The sequence below is a fragment of the Streptomyces sp. NPDC058773 genome (genome assembly GCF_042746015.1).
Lineage (GTDB): Bacteria > Actinomycetota > Actinomycetes > Streptomycetales > Streptomycetaceae > Streptomyces.
Window position 1 is genome coordinate 154,165 of the sequence record NZ_JBHYPE010000014.1, and the last position, 16,417, is coordinate 170,581.

General features: G+C 72.4%; 14 protein-coding genes. 8 read left to right on the plus strand and 6 right to left on the minus strand.

Going from position 1 to position 16,417, the window contains the following annotated elements:
* Positions 1-64: 64 nt before the first annotated feature.
* On the minus strand, positions 65-1,690 hold the full coding sequence (locus ACFW5B_RS15575) for an FAD-dependent monooxygenase (protein WP_386439080.1): 1,626 nt from the start codon (positions 1,688-1,690) through the stop codon (positions 65-67).
* Between the two features lie 747 nt (positions 1,691-2,437).
* Here ACFW5B_RS15575 and ACFW5B_RS15580 point away from each other — a divergent pair.
* The 4 genes from ACFW5B_RS15580 (at position 2,438) to ACFW5B_RS15595 (ending at position 5,725) form a co-directional block, all read left to right on the plus strand.
* Positions 2,438-3,382 (plus strand): zinc-binding alcohol dehydrogenase family protein, encoded by a 945-nt coding sequence (locus tag ACFW5B_RS15580; protein WP_386439083.1) that lies wholly within the window; start codon positions 2,438-2,440, stop codon positions 3,380-3,382.
* Between the two features lie 147 nt (positions 3,383-3,529).
* Positions 3,530-4,459: an IclR family transcriptional regulator C-terminal domain-containing protein gene (locus ACFW5B_RS15585; RefSeq protein ID WP_386439086.1), complete on the plus strand. Its 930-nt coding sequence runs from the start codon at positions 3,530-3,532 to the stop codon at positions 4,457-4,459.
* 39 nt (positions 4,460-4,498) lie between these two features.
* Positions 4,499-5,137, plus strand: coding sequence for a uridine kinase (locus ACFW5B_RS15590; protein WP_386439088.1), 639 nt, complete (start codon positions 4,499-4,501; stop codon positions 5,135-5,137).
* 129 nt (positions 5,138-5,266) lie between these two features.
* The gene (locus ACFW5B_RS15595) at positions 5,267-5,725 is read left to right on the plus strand and encodes a type II toxin-antitoxin system PemK/MazF family toxin (RefSeq protein ID WP_386439090.1); all 459 of its coding nucleotides are present in this window, start codon (positions 5,267-5,269) and stop codon (positions 5,723-5,725) included.
* 13 nt (positions 5,726-5,738) lie between these two features.
* Here ACFW5B_RS15595 and ACFW5B_RS15600 read toward each other — a convergent pair whose 3' ends face one another.
* The 3 genes from ACFW5B_RS15600 to ACFW5B_RS15610 form a co-directional block, all read right to left on the minus strand.
* Complete coding sequence (locus tag ACFW5B_RS15600) at positions 5,739-6,281, minus strand: DUF1697 domain-containing protein (RefSeq protein ID WP_386439093.1); 543 nt, start codon at positions 6,279-6,281, stop codon at positions 5,739-5,741.
* Positions 6,282-6,333: 52 nt separating this feature from the next.
* Positions 6,334-6,927, minus strand: a complete 594-nt coding sequence (locus tag ACFW5B_RS15605) for a methylated-DNA--[protein]-cysteine S-methyltransferase (protein WP_386439095.1) — start codon at positions 6,925-6,927, stop codon at positions 6,334-6,336.
* An 82-nt stretch (positions 6,928-7,009) separates the two neighbouring features.
* The gene (locus ACFW5B_RS15610) at positions 7,010-7,897 is read right to left on the minus strand and encodes a glycerophosphodiester phosphodiesterase (RefSeq protein WP_386439097.1); all 888 of its coding nucleotides are present in this window, start codon (positions 7,895-7,897) and stop codon (positions 7,010-7,012) included.
* A gap of 596 nt (positions 7,898-8,493) precedes the next feature.
* Here ACFW5B_RS15610 and uvrB point away from each other — a divergent pair.
* From uvrB to ACFW5B_RS15630, 4 genes are all read left to right on the plus strand, one after another.
* The gene (gene uvrB / locus ACFW5B_RS15615) at positions 8,494-10,626 is read left to right on the plus strand and encodes an excinuclease ABC subunit UvrB (protein WP_386439099.1); all 2,133 of its coding nucleotides are present in this window, start codon (positions 8,494-8,496) and stop codon (positions 10,624-10,626) included.
* A 238-nt stretch (positions 10,627-10,864) separates the two neighbouring features.
* Positions 10,865-11,443, plus strand: a complete 579-nt coding sequence (locus ACFW5B_RS15620) for a TerD family protein (protein WP_386439100.1) — start codon at positions 10,865-10,867, stop codon at positions 11,441-11,443.
* Positions 11,444-11,543: 100 nt separating this feature from the next.
* Complete coding sequence (locus ACFW5B_RS15625) at positions 11,544-13,628, plus strand: TerD family protein (protein WP_386439102.1); 2,085 nt, start codon at positions 11,544-11,546, stop codon at positions 13,626-13,628.
* A 215-nt stretch (positions 13,629-13,843) separates the two neighbouring features.
* The gene (locus ACFW5B_RS15630) at positions 13,844-14,827 is read left to right on the plus strand and encodes a TerC family protein (protein ID WP_386439103.1); all 984 of its coding nucleotides are present in this window, start codon (positions 13,844-13,846) and stop codon (positions 14,825-14,827) included.
* A 90-nt stretch (positions 14,828-14,917) separates the two neighbouring features.
* Here the strand turns inward: ACFW5B_RS15630 and ACFW5B_RS15635 are convergent, their stop codons facing one another.
* A complete protein-coding gene (locus tag ACFW5B_RS15635) occupies positions 14,918-15,574 on the minus strand; it encodes an MBL fold metallo-hydrolase (protein ID WP_386439105.1) in 657 nt (218 codons plus the stop codon).
* A gap of 9 nt (positions 15,575-15,583) precedes the next feature.
* Complete coding sequence (locus ACFW5B_RS15640; protein WP_386439107.1) at positions 15,584-16,327, minus strand: maleylpyruvate isomerase family mycothiol-dependent enzyme; 744 nt, start codon at positions 16,325-16,327, stop codon at positions 15,584-15,586.
* Positions 16,328-16,417 lie beyond the last annotated feature (90 nt).

Genomic DNA, 16,417 nt, shown 5'->3' on the forward strand with positions numbered 1-16,417 from the left:
GTCGGCGGGGCCGTGCCGCCCAGGAGCCGAGGGACCGCGTTCGCCACGGCGCTCGGGCACGCCCTCAGTCGCCGGCCGGTTTCCGTCGGGTCGTCCCGCCGATCCGGCGCAGTGCCCGCGGCCCGAAGCCCAGCGGGCGGGGGAGGCGGCGCGGAGTGGGTACGGAGGCAGGCCGGTGGGGCGGGGCCGGAGGCTGTCCCGTCGTGGGCGGCACGGCAGAGAGCGCGGTGGCCGGCTGCGCCGAGAGCGCCGAGGCGGCACCGTCCGGCGTCGCAGTGTGCGGACCGACGTCGAGGCCTCCGGACGCCGCCGTCAGCGGTGCCGCAACCGGCCCCGGCGACGCCTGCCGGCCCGCCGCACCAGCGGTCGCGGGACGCAACCGTGCCGGCCCCAGGAACAGCTGGAGCGTGGCGCCCGGCCGCAGGGACGGAGCCGTGGGGGCGGTGGGTGCGAGGACGTCCACAAAGGAGCGGCGGACGGCGCGGCGGGCTGCGGCGGAGGGGAGCGGTTCGCCGGTGGCCACGGACCAGGGCTCCTGGACGAGGCGCCCGAGGGTCCGCTGCACCTTACGGGCGAGCGTCGGCTCGTCCATTCCGTGCCGTCGCAGTGCCCCGCGCAGCGCGGCGGCACCGTGGGCGGCGAGGGACAGGCCCTGCCCGCAGTCGTGGGCGAGCGACGTCACGGCGCCCCCCAGGACGATGAACCCCGTGGGCCAGGAGGTCAGTTGCTCATAGCGCCGCCGCCGGTCCGTGGTGTCGCGGGTCAGCCGGACCTCGCTCAGCGGCTCGGCGCCGGCGATGAGGTCGCCGATGACGGCGTGCCCCGTATGCCGGGCGAACGGCGCGAACCGGCCCGCGTGTTCGGAGGGCCGGTCGTCCCCGGCGCCGGTGAGCGTGACCAGCCAGCGGCCGCCTTCGATCGGCAGCAGCGTCGCGGTCTTACCGGGAACCGGGCGGCGCGGGCCACCAGGAGCGGGGAACGGGCCGGTGAGCGCCGAACGGGCGGTGAGCACCGGGCAGTTCTCCGCTCCCTCGGGGGCGCGGAAGACCCGGGTCGCCGAGACGATCCCGGAGTCCACCACGTCCTCGTGTGCGGAGGGCAGTCCCAGCGCGGTCAGCCGCTCGCGGGTGGTGGAGTGCCGGCCCGTGGCGTCGACGACGAGATCGGCATCCAGGAGGGAGGCGGCGCCGCTGGTGGTGTCCCGGACCCGTACGCCGGTGATGTGTTCCGCGGTGCCGGTCAGTCCGGTCGCCTCGGTGCCGTCGAGGACGGTCACTCCGGGGAGGGCCGCCACCTGCCGGCGGACGACCCGGTCGAGCAGGTCGCGGGAGCAGGCGAGCAGAAACCGGGAACGCGCCCGGCGGCTCGGCCTGCCCTGGGGGACACGGCCGGTGAACTCCGCCGGTAACGGCAGCCGGCGGGCTCCCTCGGCCCACCAGCGCGCGGCACTGCCGGGCAGCAGGGCCTCGATCAGCCGGGCGCCGTCCGCCGTCAGCAGCTGCGCGTGCCGGGCCTGCGGGAGATCCGTGGAGCGGGCGGGGGTCCGCGGCAGCCGGTCCCGCTCGACGACGATGACATCGGCGTGCTCGGACAGTGCCGCGGCGGCGAGCATGCCCGTGAAGCCACCGCCGAGCACCACGGCGAGGTAAGGGTGGGTGAACTCGAGCCCGTTGCTGCTCAGCGCGTTCATGGGCAGTCCCTTTCTCGGCGGCGGAGCGCCGTTCCCCGGTGGGGGCGCGGCACGTCCAGGAAGGGCGGTGCCGCATACGGTCGGGAGCGCCGGCGGGCGGCGGCGATGACGGCCTCGGTGGCGGCCGTGAAGGAAGCCGTGAAGGAAGCTGTGACGGTGGCCGCCAGTGAGGACGGCAGGGCCGTGGAGGCGGTCCGCAGGATGCGCAGCGGTGCCGCCGGCAGCAGTTGAGCTCGTTGTGGGTCCCGGCAGGCCGGCGCGAACGCCGGCCTGCCGCCCCCCGATTTCCCCATCATGATTCCCCCTCGGGCCGTGCCCGCCCCGCCCAGTGCACAGCCACGTCCTCCTCCGCCACCCGTCCGGACCGGACGCGAGGGGCGGGCACAACTGCCTCGCGGAGCGTGCTCCGCCCCGGGGGACGCTGCCGTCACATCTGGTCAACGGCGGACACCTTTCCGGATCGTAGGCGGCGTCGATCACATCCGACAGCCGGGTTTGAGCGAGAGACACGAGGCAGCCACCCGCGGGATACCGCTGGGTAGATGCGCAACAAAACGGCGCAATGGGCGGAAACCGCCCTGGCGCTTTCTCGCACCACGAGAAAGCGGGCGGGAAAACCTCGCGGGAAGAGGGGCCACGGGGCCCGGAGCCCCGCATGGTTGGCGCGAAATGATCGGGCGCCCGCGGGCAGTTGGCCGCCGTGCCTACCCTGTGCGGGCACCGCACCGGAGAACCCGAGGGAGAGTCGTGCGCGCGATTGTGATGCGAGAATTCGGCGGCCCGGACGTGCTGCGTCTTGAGGACGTGCCCGAGCCCGCACCACGCGGCGGCCACGCGCTGGTCGACGTCACCCTGGCCGGCATCAACTACGCGGATGTGCACGTCCGGGGCGACTCCTATCTGGCGCCCGTCGAGCTGCCGTACGTACCCGGGAACGAGGTCGTGGGGACCGTGGACGGCGGACGCCGCGTCGTCGGACTGTGCCGCGGCGGCGGATACGCCGAACGGACGCTGCTGCACCGCCGCGTCACCTGGGACGTCCCCGACGCGATCAGCGACGAACAGGCCGTCGCGCTGGCCCTCCAGGGCAACAGCGCCTGGCATCTGCTGTTCACCTCGCTGCGCCTCACCAAGGGCGAGACCGTTGTCGTGCCGGCCGCGGCGGGCGGCGTCGGATCGCTGGCCGTGCAGCTCGCCGCGCACGCCGGCGCCAAGGTCATCGGTCTCGCGGGGTCCCCGGAAAAGCGGAAACTGGCCGGGGAATGGGGCGCCCAGGCGGTGGTCGACTCGACCGCCGAGGATCTGACGGAGCGCATCCTGGAGGCGGCCGGCGGTCCCGTGGACGCGGCACTGGAGATGACCGGGGGCGCCACCTTCGCGCGGACCCTCGCCGCCGTCGCGCCGCGCGGCCGGCTCGCGGTGTACGGGTACGCGGGCGGCGAGCTGGCGAGCGTGCCCACCCGGGAGCTGATGGAGCGCAGCATCACCGTCTCGGGCTTCTGGCTGCCGCAGCTCTACGCGGACCGTACGGCGCTGCCGACGTCCATGCGGGCCCTGTTCGACGCGGTCGCCGTGGGCACCCTCACGCCGCAGACCGGCACCCTCTACGGTCTCGGCGAGGCCGCGCGGGCCCACCACGAGCTGGCCGCCCGGACCCGGACCGGGAAACTCGCGCTGGACGTCACGCGTTGATGCGGACGGCCCGGTGCGCCGGACCGGAAGGGCCGGCGGAGCGCGGCCGGGGGCCGTCCGACGGGAGCCGCGGCCAACGGGCGCGGCCCGTACCGCACATACCGGGCGCCTCCGGGTGCCGAACACTGCCAGGGGAGAGAGCACACGATGGGTCACAGCACCACAGCCACGGGTTCGCCGGCCCCGTCCGACGCGCCCGCCACCGGTGTGGCGCCGCGTTCCGCGGGCCACTCCAAGACGGCGCGTCAGACGCCCAAGGGCGCTTCGGCCAACGGCTCCCGGGCGTCGGGATCCGGCCATGCCGAGCGGGTCTTCCTCGTGCAGACCGCCTTCGCCGAGCTGGGCGGGTCCGCTCACGGGCCCGGTGAGATCGCGGAGTTCACCGGCCTGGACGACTCCGTCGTCTACCGCATCCTGCAGTCCGGCATCTACCAGCGCATGTTCGAGCGGGTGGACCGCGGCCTCTACCGGCTGCGGACCTCGGCCGCGCAGCTCGCCTTCACCGCCCTCGACCACCGGCTCGACGGCGGGATCTCCCAGGCGGTGCTCCGCGACCTGCGGACGGCCACCGACGGCGGGCTGGCGTTCCTCTACATGGTGGCGCCGTTCTCCGGCGCCCAACGGCAGTGCGTCGACATGGCCGTCGGCGACTCCGACCTCGCGGAGCTGGGCATGACACCGCGCGATGTGCTGTCCGTGACGCGTTCCCTGCGCACCGGTGCCTCCGGGCGGACGATCCTCGCCTACCTGCCGGAGGTGCTCCAGCAGCGGGTACTGGCCGAGCCCGTGCCCGACCAGGCGGGACCCGGCGTCTACAGCGACAACGATGCGCTGCTGGAGTCCCTCGCGGAGGTACGCGACCTCGGTCACGCGCTCGGGTACGAGGAGTGCATGGCCGGCTGGAACTCCTGTGCGGCGCCGGTCATTTGGGACGGTTCCATCATGGGAGCGGTCCTGCTCCTCAAGCTCAAGTCGGTGATGCCGGTGGCCCCCGACGAGGTCATCGAGGCGACGAAGGAGGCGGCGGCCGAACTCAGCCGCCACGGAGCGGCCCGGCCGGACGCGGACCAGGCCTGACGCGCGGCCCCGCGCCGGGCCGCCGTGCAGAATGGCGGGGTGCGGCTCGAAGCGATCACCTGGGAACGACTCACCGAAGCGCTCGCCGAGCGCCTCGCCGCGATGCCGGCGAAGGACGGGAGCCCCTGGCTGCGGGTGGCGGTCGACGGGGCTCCGGCGGCCGCTCCCGGTGATCTGGCGGCCCGGCTCGCCGAGGCGCTGCGGCTGCGCGGACGGGCGGTGCACAAGGCCGGCGCCTTCGGCTTTCTGCGCCCCGCCTCGCTGCGGCTCGAATACGGCCGGGAGGACCCGGACGCCTTCCACGACGAGTGGTTCGACCGGCAGGCGCTGTGGCGCGAGGTGTTCCGGCCGCTGGAGCCGGGCGGCACCGGGCGGGTCCTCCCGGACCTGTGGGATCCGGTGGCGGACCGGGCGACCCGCAGCGCGTACGTGGCGCTGCCGCCCGGCGGCGTCCTGCTGCTGCACGGTCCGCTGCTGCTCGGTCACTGGTTTCCCTTCGATCTCTCCGTCCACCTGAAGCTGTCACCGGCGGCGCTGGCCCGCCGCACCCCGGAGGGCGAGCGCTGGACGCTGCCGGCGTTCGCGCGCTACGAGGCCGAGACCCGGCCCGAGGAAGCGGCGGATGTCGTCGTACGGGCCGACGATCCCCGCCGGCCGGCCTGGAGCGGACCGGGCTGAGCGCCTGCCCTTCCGACGGCCTTCCCTCACTGTGAAAAACCGTAAGGCCGACCACTGACAACCCACCGTGCGGCGGCCGGACCTGGACCGCTGACAGCCGTGCGCACGACGGCGGTTAGCGTGGCCCCCGTGACTTCCATCCCTGCATCCGACGAGCCCGCCGTGCTGCCCGGCAGCCAGGGCCCCACCGCCACCGTCGAGGCCCGGCCGCGCTCGGTCGGCACCGTGAAGATGACCTATGCGCCGGACCCGGACGGCGATCCGGACCCCGGCGAGATCGTGTGGACCTGGGTGCCCTACGAGGAGAACGACGGCCGCGGCAAGGACCGGCCGGTGCTGGTCGTCGCCCGTGAGACGGGCGGCACGCTGCTGGCCGTCCAGCTGTCCAGCAAGCGCCACAACAACGACCGGGAGTGGGTGCCGATAGGGGCCGGCCCGTGGGACCGCGCGGGGCGTGACTCATGGGTGGCCGTGGACCGGGTACTGCGGGTGCACCCGGCCGGCATGCGGCGCGAGGCCTGCGCCCTGGACCGGGGCCGCTTCAACCTGGTCACCAACCGGCTGCGCGAGCGCCACGGCTGGCGCTGAAGCCGCCGGGCAGTCAGCCGGTCGCCAGGGCCAGCAGCTTGGTGACGGTGTTCCAGTTACGGGCGGTGGCCGTGACCCCCAGCGGGGCACGGCTCACCGCGTCGGCCAGCTTGGAGCGGCCGATACCGCCGGGGCACCACAGATACAGTTCGCGCCCGATCAGCCGGTACCGGTCGGGCGCGAACGCGGCCGCGTCGAGCGCGTCCAGCCGGGAGGTGTCGGCCGGCACCGCCGACAGGAACGTGACATGAAGGCTCTTGGGCTCCGGCACCGCCTGCGGAAACGGATTCGCGGCGACGGCGGCCGCCAGCTCGTCACCGGTCCGGACGAGGACCGGCACCGTCAGGCCGAGCTCGGCGGCGATCCGCTCATGGATGACCCGGGCCGTCTCCTCCGGCGGCGTACCGGGATCGGCGAAGACGATGTTGCCGGTCTGGAGCAGGACCGAGACGTCCTTGAAGCCCAGTGACTCGGCCAGCTCCAGCTGCTTCGCCTTGGGAAAGGTGTTGTGGCCGCCGACGTTGATGCCGCGGAGCAGGGCGATCTGACGGGTCATGACGCTGTCCTTCGTAGGTGCGGGCCTCGGTGCGGCCGGACGACGGGCGGGATCAGAAGAGCGGAGCCGGCAGCACACCTTCCAGGGCCAGCAGCAGGCGCTTGGTCTCCAGACCGCCGCCGAAGCCGCCGATCCCGCCGTCACTGGCCACGACACGGTGGCAGGGGACGACGACCGGCAGCGGATTGGAACCCATCGCCGCACCCACCGCACGGGCGGCGCCCGGTTCCCCGACCCGGTCGGCGAGGTCCTGATAGCCGACCACGCTGCCGTGGGGGACGCCGTCGGCCAGGGCCTGCAGGACCCGGGCGGGGAAACCGGAGGAGAGCGACCAGTCCAGAGGGACGGTGAAGGACCGCAGCTCCCCGGCGAAATAGGCGGTCAGCTCGGTGGTGGCCGTCGTCAGATGCGGGAGCCCGTCGACCGGAGGGCCGCCGAAGATCTGCTCCAGACGGGCCGTCGCACCGCGGGCGGTCCCCTCGTCCGCATGGAAGACGACCTGGACCAGGCCCACCCGGGTCGCGGCGAGCAGCAGCGGACCGATGGGGGTCGTCAGCCGTCTCCAGGCCCAGTCGCGCCGCGCCGCCGCCTCCGGCGCGGCGTCCGGCCGTGTCGCCGGCCCGGAATCCCGCTCTGCATACGTCACCTGATCAGGGTAGGACGCACCACTGACAACGCGACGGGGAACGGACCGGCGCCCAGGCCTCCCGTCCCCCGCCACCAGGTGCTCAGCCGTTGGCGTGGTCCTCCAGGGCGTCGCGCACCACGTCGGGCTTGTTGGTGATGATGCCGTCCACGCCCAGACCGGCGACCTTCACCACGGTCGCCGGGTCGTCGACTGTCCAGGTGTACAGGTCCAGCGCCCGGTTGTGCGGGCCCCTGAGGCCGTGCACGGCGGCGACGTACTCCCGGGTGACCGCCGTGTGGACCGGGTTGATCTGGTCGCAGTACTTCGCGAACTTCGGGAGGTCGGCGACGGACGGATTGCCGAGGAAGCCCGTCTTGAGATCCGGCCGGAGGCTGTGCACCTTCTTGATGGCGTCGGCGTTGAAGCTCTGGGTGATCAGACGGCGCTTCACGTGGGCCTTGTCCAGCCAGCCCAGGCGGCGCAGCTCCGTGAGGGTCTGCCGCTCGATGCCCGGGTAGAGCTCGGGCGACTTGAGCTCCATCAGGAGGCTCTGGTCGTTGTGCTCGACCTCGTCCATGTAGTCCTCGAGGGTCGGCACCCGCTCCCCGCGGAACTTCGGTCCGAACCAGCTGCCCGCGTCCAGCTTCTCGATCTCCTTGAGCGTGAAGTCCGAGACGTTCCACGGGGAGCGGCCGGGGAAGACCTGCTCGACGTCGGTGGTCCGGGCGAGCGAGTTGTCGTGGAGGATGACCAGCTCGCCGTCCTTGGTGCGCTGTACGTCGTTCTCCACCCACTCGAATCCGAGCCGGTCGGCCGCGTCGATCGCGGCGAGGGTGTTCTCGGGCGCGATCGACGAGGCGCCGCGGTGGGCCACCGTCAGCGGGGTGTGTCCGGCCGGCGCGGCCTGGACGGCGGTCGGGGAGAGGACGAGCGTGGACAGACCCATGAGCACACCGGCGACAACGGTGGCAACGGGGCGAATACGCATACGGACTCCTCGTGACGTCGTGGAGTGAGCTGACGTGAAGTGACGGAACCGGTATCGGGCGGACAGAGGCTCGCAGCCTGGCCATAGCGGGAGGCGGTCATGTGGTGTCCGGGGCCTGAACGGGACGTGGCCGGTCTTCCGTGGAGCGTCGCGCAGTTGCAGGATGCCCGGTTCAGCCGTGCCACAGACGTACGCTCCGACGCCGTCCAACTTGCCGGAGCCACGGCATCCGCGCATCTTGGCCGATGATGCGTCACCCCTCGTGCTTCTGACCGGTTTTGGTCGAACGCCGTGCAGGGTGGCCCGGCGCGGCGGGGTTCCGGGTGCGGGCGGATCGCGCGCGAGGGCCGGCTGCCGGGCGGCGACGGGGGATGCTCCGCGCGGCGTCTCAGGGCACGCCCAGGCCGCGCGGCGTGCCGCGTCCGCCGGGCACCGCGAGCCCGGCGGTGCGGGCCCGTCGCCGCTCCTCGCCGCCCTCGCCTCAACGCCCCGCGGCGCCGCTCGCCCCGCACCCGCCGGGCACCGCCCCCACGGCAGAACCGCAGGTCGGAGCTTTGGCCCGTCGATTGTCAGTGCTGGGTCGTACCGTGGACCTCATGCGGCCCGAATCCAAGATCGAACGCACGGTGGCGCCCTTCGAGGTCGTCAGCCCCTACCAGCCCAGTGGTGACCAGCCGGCGGCCATCGCCGAGCTGGAGCGGCGCATCCGCGGGGGTGAAAAGGATGTCGTCCTGCTGGGCGCGACCGGCACCGGCAAGTCGGCGACCACCGCGTGGATGATCGAGAAGCTGCAGCGCCCCACGCTCGTGATGGCGCCCAACAAGACCCTCGCGGCCCAGCTCGCCAACGAGTTCCGCGAGCTGCTGCCCAACAACGCCGTCGAGTACTTCGTCTCCTACTACGACTACTACCAGCCCGAGGCGTACGTCCCGCAGTCCGATACGTACATCGAGAAGGACTCCTCCATCAACGAGGAGGTCGAGCGGCTGCGCCACTCCGCGACGAACTCCCTGCTCACCCGGCGTGATGTCGTGGTGGTCGCCTCGGTGTCCTGCATCTACGGCCTGGGCACCCCACAGGAGTACGTCGACCGCATGGTGCCCCTGAAGGTCGGCGACGAGATCGACCGCGACCAGTTGCTGCGCCGCTTCGTCGACATCCAGTACACCCGCAACGACGTGGCCTTCACCCGCGGCACCTTCCGGGTGCGCGGCGACACCATCGAGATCTTCCCGGTCTACGAGGAGCTGGCCGTGCGGATCGAGATGTTCGGCGACGAGATCGAGGCGCTGTCCACCCTGCACCCGCTCACCGGCGAGGTGATCAGTGACGACCGGGAGCTGTACATCTTCCCGGCCAGCCACTACATCGCGGGCCCCGAGCGGATGGAGCGGGCCATCGCGGGCATCGAGGCCGAGCTGGCGGACAGCCTCGCCACGATGGAGAAGCAGGGCAAGCATCTGGAGGCCCAGCGGCTGCGGATGCGCACCACCTACGACATCGAGATGATGCGGCAGATCGGCTCCTGCTCGGGCATCGAGAACTATTCGATGCACATGGACGGCCGCGAGCCCGGCTCCGCCCCCAACACCCTCATCGACTACTTCCCGGACGACTTCCTCCTGGTCGTCGACGAGTCGCATGTCACCGTCCCGCAGATCGGCGCGATGTACGAGGGCGACGCCTCCCGCAAGCGGACCCTGGTCGAGCACGGCTTCCGGCTGCCGTCCGCCCTGGACAACCGGCCGCTGAAGTGGGAAGAGTTCCTGGAGCGCATCGGACAGACCGTCTATCTGTCCGCGACCCCCGGCTCGTACGAGCTCGCCCGGGGCGACGGCTTCGTGGAACAGATCATCCGTCCGACCGGTCTGGTCGACCCGGAAGTGGTGGTCAAGCCCACCAACGGGCAGATCGACGACCTGGTGCACGAGATCCGTACGCGCACGGACAAGGACGAACGCGTCCTGGTCACCACCCTCACCAAGAAGATGGCCGAGGACCTCACGGACTACTTCCTGGAGCTGGGCATCCAGGTCCGCTATCTGCACAGCGACGTCGACACGCTGCGCCGGGTGGAGCTGCTGCGGGAGCTGCGATCGGGTGAGTACGACGTCCTGGTCGGCATCAACCTGCTGCGGGAGGGCCTCGACCTCCCCGAGGTCTCCCTGGTGGCGATTCTGGACGCCGACAAGGAGGGCTTCCTGCGGTCCGGTTCGGCGCTCATCCAGACCATCGGACGTGCGGCGCGCAACGTCTCCGGACAGGTGCACATGTACGCCGACAAGGTCACCCCTGCGATGGAGAAGGCCATCGACGAGACCAACCGCCGCCGGGAGAAGCAGCTGGCGTACAACAAGGAGAACGGCATCGATCCGCAGCCGCTCCGCAAGAAGATCGGCGACATCGTCGCCACCATCGCCCGGGAGGAGATCGACACCCAGGAACTGCTGGGCACGGGCTACCGCAAGGCCTCCGAGACCAAGGACGCCAAGGGCAAGGCACCGGTCCCGGCGCTCGGCGCCCAGAAGGCGAAGGGCAAGGGCGCCAAGGCGGGCGCGGAGCTGACGGACCGTCCCGCCGCCGAACTGGCCGCGCTGATCGAGGAGATGACGGAGCGGATGCGCGCCGCCGCGGCGGAGCTGCAGTTCGAGGTCGCCGCCCGGCTGCGCGACGAGGTGGGTGAACTGAAGAAGGAGCTGCGGCAAATGAGGGAGGCCGGGGTGAAGTAGGCGGGCCGGCGGGTGCCGGCGGGGGAGTCCGGGAACGGTACACGGCCGGTCCCGTCCAGGGCGCCCGCTCCGGCCGGATGCGGGCATCGCCGCACGTGAGCGCGGTGTGCTCAGCGGACCGGTGTGTTGCAGAAGCGCCACAAAACGCGGGCCGTGTGCGTCCCCGGCGCACCGCCGTGCGTAGGGTCGGAGGGCCGCCGGAATGCTGGGCGGGGACAGACGAGAGAGGGGACGGCGCGTGTCGGTCAATTTGTCCAAGGGGCAGGGCATCAGCCTGCAGAAGTCCGACGGAGGAACCCTGACCGCGGTGCGGATGGGGCTGGGGTGGCGCTCGGCGCCGCGCCGTGGCCTGTTCGGAAGGCGGACCAACGAGATCGACCTGGATGCCTCGGCGGTGCTGTTCGCCGACAAGAAGCCGATAGACGTCGTCTTCTTCCAGCACCTGGTCAGCGATGACGGCGCGGTCCGGCACACCGGCGACAACCTGGTCGGCGGCGCGGGTCAGGGCGGCGACGACGAGGCGATCCTGGTCGACCTGGCGCGGGTGCCGGTGCACATCGACCAGATCGTGTTCACCGTCAATTCCTTCACCGGCCAGACCTTCGCCGAGGTGCAGGACGCCTTCTGCCGTCTGGTGGACGAGACCACCGGTCAGGAGCTGGCCCGCTACACCCTCACGGGCGGCGGCAACTACACCGCACAGGTCATGTCCAAGGTGCACCGGGTGGGCAACGGCTGGCAGATGACCGCCATCGGCGAGCCCTCGGTCGGCCGCACCTTCCAGGACCTCGTACCGGCGATCGTGCCGCACCTCTAGCCACCACCCTCGCGGCAGCGCGCACCGGGCCGCGCCGCCGTTCCGGGCCCGGTCCCGGCGTCCGGCCCGGGGAACGCCACCACTACCAGGGGGAACGAAGATGACGGCCGAGCTGGTCCGGGGGCAGAACCATCCACTGGACCGGACGCGGGTGGAGATCCGGGTGACGGCGGGCGGCCCCGTCGTGGCCGGGGTCACCCTCGGCGACGAGCAGGGCAGGCTCTCCGGCGCCGAGGCGGTGGCCCATCCGGGCCGGCCCCGCCGTACCGGCATCGAGGTTCCCCGCCAGGCGGCCGCCGAGCACCGCATCGCGGTGGATCTCGACGCGCTGCCCGCCGACGTCCACCGGGTCAGTGTGCTGCTGGCGCTGCCCAGCGGGATCGGTGGGCTGGCCGCCTTCGGCGCCGCCGCCGCGCCCGCCGTCGCGGTCACCGGCCTCGACGGCACCGGCCTCGTCCGCTACACGATCACCGGACTGGGCACCGAGTCCGCCGTCGTCGCCGTGGAGCTCTACCGCCGGCAGGACGCCTGGAAGGTGCGTGCGGTGGGCCAGGGCTACGCGGACGGCCTCCCGGCGATGCTGCGTGACCAGGGGCTGCCGCAGGCGGCGGAGCTGGCCGCGGAGATCGAGGAGGCGGTCGGCCTGGGCCAGGCCCGTGCGGTCCCCGCGCCCGCCCCCATGGCGGCCGGCCGCGCCGAACGGTCCGGCACCGGTCCGGACGCCGCGCCCGCCCAGGACCGGCCGTCCCCCGCGCCCGCCACGGCAGCTGACGGACCGACACCGTCCGGTACGGGAGCCGGGGCCGCGGCAGGCCCCGGAACCGGAGCGGTGCCGAAGACCGCCGTAGGCACCAAGGCCGGAGACCTGCCGCCCGGCCCGGGGGACGGCGGCCCCATCGACTACCGGCACCCCCGCCGGCGCAGCGCCCCCGCCCCGTCCTCCGCCCCGCCGGCCGGCCCGGCCCGCTCGGCCACGGGCCCCGCCGCACCGGACGGCCCCGCGCTTCCGGTGGCCGGTGACGCCGCCGGCTGGAGCATGGACGAGCGGCTCTACAACCAGGTCTGGGGCATGTTCGAGGACCTGGCGCGTTCCGTCGCCGCCTACCGCAGCGCCACCGACTTCGCCGAGACCCGCCTGGAGCAGGAGCTCGACCGCGCCCTCGCCGACCCGCGCGACCGCCTCGGCAGGGCGGGCGAGGCCGCGCGCGCCACCGCCCGCGACAAGCACGCCACCCTCGTCACCCAGGCCCGTGCCGCCCTCGACCGCGACCTCGCCCAGCTCACGGCCGAGTCGGAGGTCGTGGAGCCCGCGCTGCCGCCCGCCTTCGCCCGCTGGGACAACCCCGTATGGCAGGGCTACCACGTCCCCCTGGAGCGCCCGATGGCGCTGCGCCTGGGCGATCTGCACCTCCCGGAGGTGCTGGACCTGCGCATCCCCATGCTGGTCCGGCTCCCGCTGGAGCGCGGGCTGTGGATCGACAGCGGGCCCGACGCCGGTGTCCGCGGCGGCCCCGGCCCGGAGCGCGACATCGCGCGGCGGGAGCTGCCCGGCGCGCTCGCGGACGGGCCGCCCGACGAGGCCGAGCTGCGCCGCCTGGCCATGGAGACGGCCGTCGCGATCGCCGCCCGGCTGCTGGCCATCCACCCCGCCGGAGAGTTCGCGGTCCAGGTCATCGACCCGGGCGGGGCCGCCGCGCCCGCGCTGGCGCCCCTGGTGGAGAGCGGTGCGCTGCCCGCGTACCCACTCCCGGGCGCCAAGGGGGTGGCCGCGGTCCTGGAGGGGCTGACCCGCCGGGTGGAGCTCGTCCAGATGGCCGTGCGCCATCGCGCCGCGGACGCGCTGCCGGCCGATCTCGACACCGCCGAGCAACTGCTGATCGTGCACGACTTCCCGCACGGCTTCGACGACCGCGCCCTCACCCGGCTCCGCTATCTGGCCGATGAGGGGCCGGCGGTCGGCGTGCATCTGATGCTGGTCGCCGACCGCGCCCAGAGCCGGGAGTACGGCCCGGTCCTGGACCCGCTGTGGCGCTCCCTGCTGAGGATCACCCCGGTGCCCGACGCGCACCTCGCCGACCCCTGGGTCGGCCATGCCTGGACGTACGAGCCCCCGCTCGCCCCGAAGGGCAGTCAGGTGGTGCGTCAGGTGCTGGGGCGGGTCGCGTCCGCCCGAAAGGGCTCCTGACCAGCCACTTTACCTTTCTCTTTACTATTACTTGGTCTTCCTTTACGCTTCTTTGTGCGGAGGGGAGTATTCCCGCTACGACGTACCCGTCATCACGGATTGCGAGTGTGACGAGATCCCGGGGCGTCGGCCCCGTCCCCTTCGGGCGGACGGGGCGGAAGAGACCTCCGGCAGCGACGACGCTGTGAGTGCCGTACGACTCTGCCGGAGGAGCAGTGGACGTTTCCCTGAACCTGTGGGTGCTGACCATCCTTGGTCTGTGCGCCCTGATCGCCGCCGATTTCTTCATCGGCGGCCGCAAACCACACGAGGTCTCCCTCAAGGAGGCCGGAATCTGGACCGGCGTCTGGGTCGCCCTCGCCGCGCTGTTCGGACTCGGGCTGCTGGTGTTCGGCGGCTCCGCACCGGCCGGTGAGTTCTTCGCCGGATTCATCACCGAGAAGTCCCTGAGCGTCGACAACCTCTTCGTCTTCGTGCTGATCATGGCGAAGTTCGCGGTTCCGGCGGCCTACCAGCAGCGGGTGCTGATGGTGGGCGTGCTGATCGCGCTGGTGCTGCGGGCCGGCTTCATCGGCGCGGGCGCCGCGATCATCGCCAACTTCTCCTGGGTCTTCTACATCTTCGGCGCGTTCCTCATCTGGACCGCGTGGAAGCTCATCAAGGAGGCCCGTGCCGAGGAGGAGGACGAGGAGTTCGAGGAGAACCGCTTCCTCAAGATGGTCGAGAAGCGCTTCCCGTCCACCGACACGTACCACGGCACCAAGCTGTTCATCGTCGAGAACGGCAAGCGGCTGATGACGCCGATGCTGATCGTCATGCTGGCGATCGGTACCACCGACGTCCTCTTCGCCCTGGACTCCATCCCGGCGATCTTCGGCCTCACCCAGGACCCGTACATCGTCTTCACCGCCAACGCCTTCGCCCTGATGGGTCTGCGGCAGCTGTACTTCCTCATCGGGGGCCTGCTCAAGAAGCTGGTCCACCTCTCGTACGGCCTGTCGGTCATCCTGGGCTTCATCGGGGTGAAGCTGGTGCTGCACGCCCTGCACGAGTCCGGGGTGCCGGTCCCGGAGATCTCCATTCCGGTCTCCCTCGGCGTCATCTGCGCCGTCCTGGTCGTCACCACCATCACCAGCCTGCGCGCCTCGAAGAAGCAGGCCGCGGCGGAGGCCACGGCCAAGGAGCGCATCGACGCCTGAGCCCGTACCAGGGCCCCAGGAACGGCGTCGGCGGCGCCCGGTTCCCCTCCTTCCGGAGCGGGAGCCGGGCGCCGCCGTCCGTCCGCCGTACTACCAGCCCCGCTTGCGCCACTCGGCGAGCTGCGGGCGCTCCGCGCCGAGGGTGGTGTCGTTGCCGTGGCCCGGATAGACCCAGGTCTCGTCGGGGAGTTCGCCGAAGAGCTTGTGTTCCACGTCGTCGATGAGGCTGGCGAAGTTCTCGGCGCTGCCGAAGGTGTTGCCGACGCCGCCGGGGAACAGGCAGTCCCCGGTGAACAGATGCGGGGCGCCGTGCGGGTCGTCGTAGACCAGCGCGATGCTGCCCGGGGTGTGCCCGACCAGGTGGCGCGCGGTCAGCCGGACCCGGCCGACGGTGAGCGTGTCGCCGTCCTCGACCAGCACGTCCGTGGGGACGGGGATGGCCTCGGCGTCGTACCGCCCCGCGTACGTCCGCGCGCCCGTCGCATCGACGACCTCGCGCAGCGCGCCCCAGTGGTCACCGTGCCGGTGGGTGGTGACCACGGAGCCGATGCCGCTGTCGCCGATCAGCGCGAGAAGGGTGCGCGGCTCGGCGGCCGCGTCGATCAGCAGCTGCTCATCGGTCGCCCGGCACCGCAGCACATAGGCGTTGTTGTTCATCGGACCGACCGCGACCTTGGAAATCATCAGGTCGGTCAGCTCGTGCACGTCGGCCGGTCCGCCGACCTTCACTGCTCCGCTGTAGCCCATGGGACCACTCTAGAGCGGCGGTACGCTCGGCAGCTCGCTGCCGCGGCTGTCCAGTTCGCCGCCGTCACCGCGCCCGGTGAGCCAGCCGACCAGGGCGGTCGCGGGGCCCGTCACCACCAGCGGCGCGGCCGTGGCATCCGGTCCGGTGGCCGTGCGGCCGGTGCGCCACCTGCGGCCGTCGTCGGACCGTAGCTCCAGAGGGGGCAGATCCGGGTGCCCGGCGAACTTGACCGCGGAGAGGAAGTACAGCTCACGGTCGACGAACGCGGGCGACAGCTGGTCGACGGTGTGGCCGACGCCGAGGTCGACATGGTGCAGTTCGAGCTCGGTCAGCCGGCGCAGCGGCAGCCGGTCGGCCCGCTCGACGACACCGTTGCGCATCTCCACCTCGAAGCCGTGGCGTGCCTCCGGCAGCGCCTCCATCGCCGCGTCGAACCGGGCGGCGGCCTCCCGGAGATCCTCCAGCTGCGCCGCCAGTGGCCGGCCGGCGCCCCGTTCGATATCGCGCTCGCGTACCTCGGCGCTGGCGTACATCGGGGTCCGCACGTCCGTACGCGCCCAGGTCAGGAGATTGCCCAGGGCGTCCGCGTTACGCGCCAGATGGGCGAGGACATGGCCGCGGGTCCAGCCGGGGAGCAGGGACGGTTCGCCGATCGCCGTGTCGTCGAGCTTGCTCACCGAGACCAGGAGCCGGTCGGTGGCCTCGCGGACGGCGGCCACATCGTGCGGGAAGTCAGGCGGGGTGAGGGTCATGGTCCGACGCTAGCGCCGTCGGGGCGGCCGCGGGAGTCGGCGGGCGCCGGCCGGGGCGTACGCGGGCGGGGCGGGTGGCGTGTTCCGGCC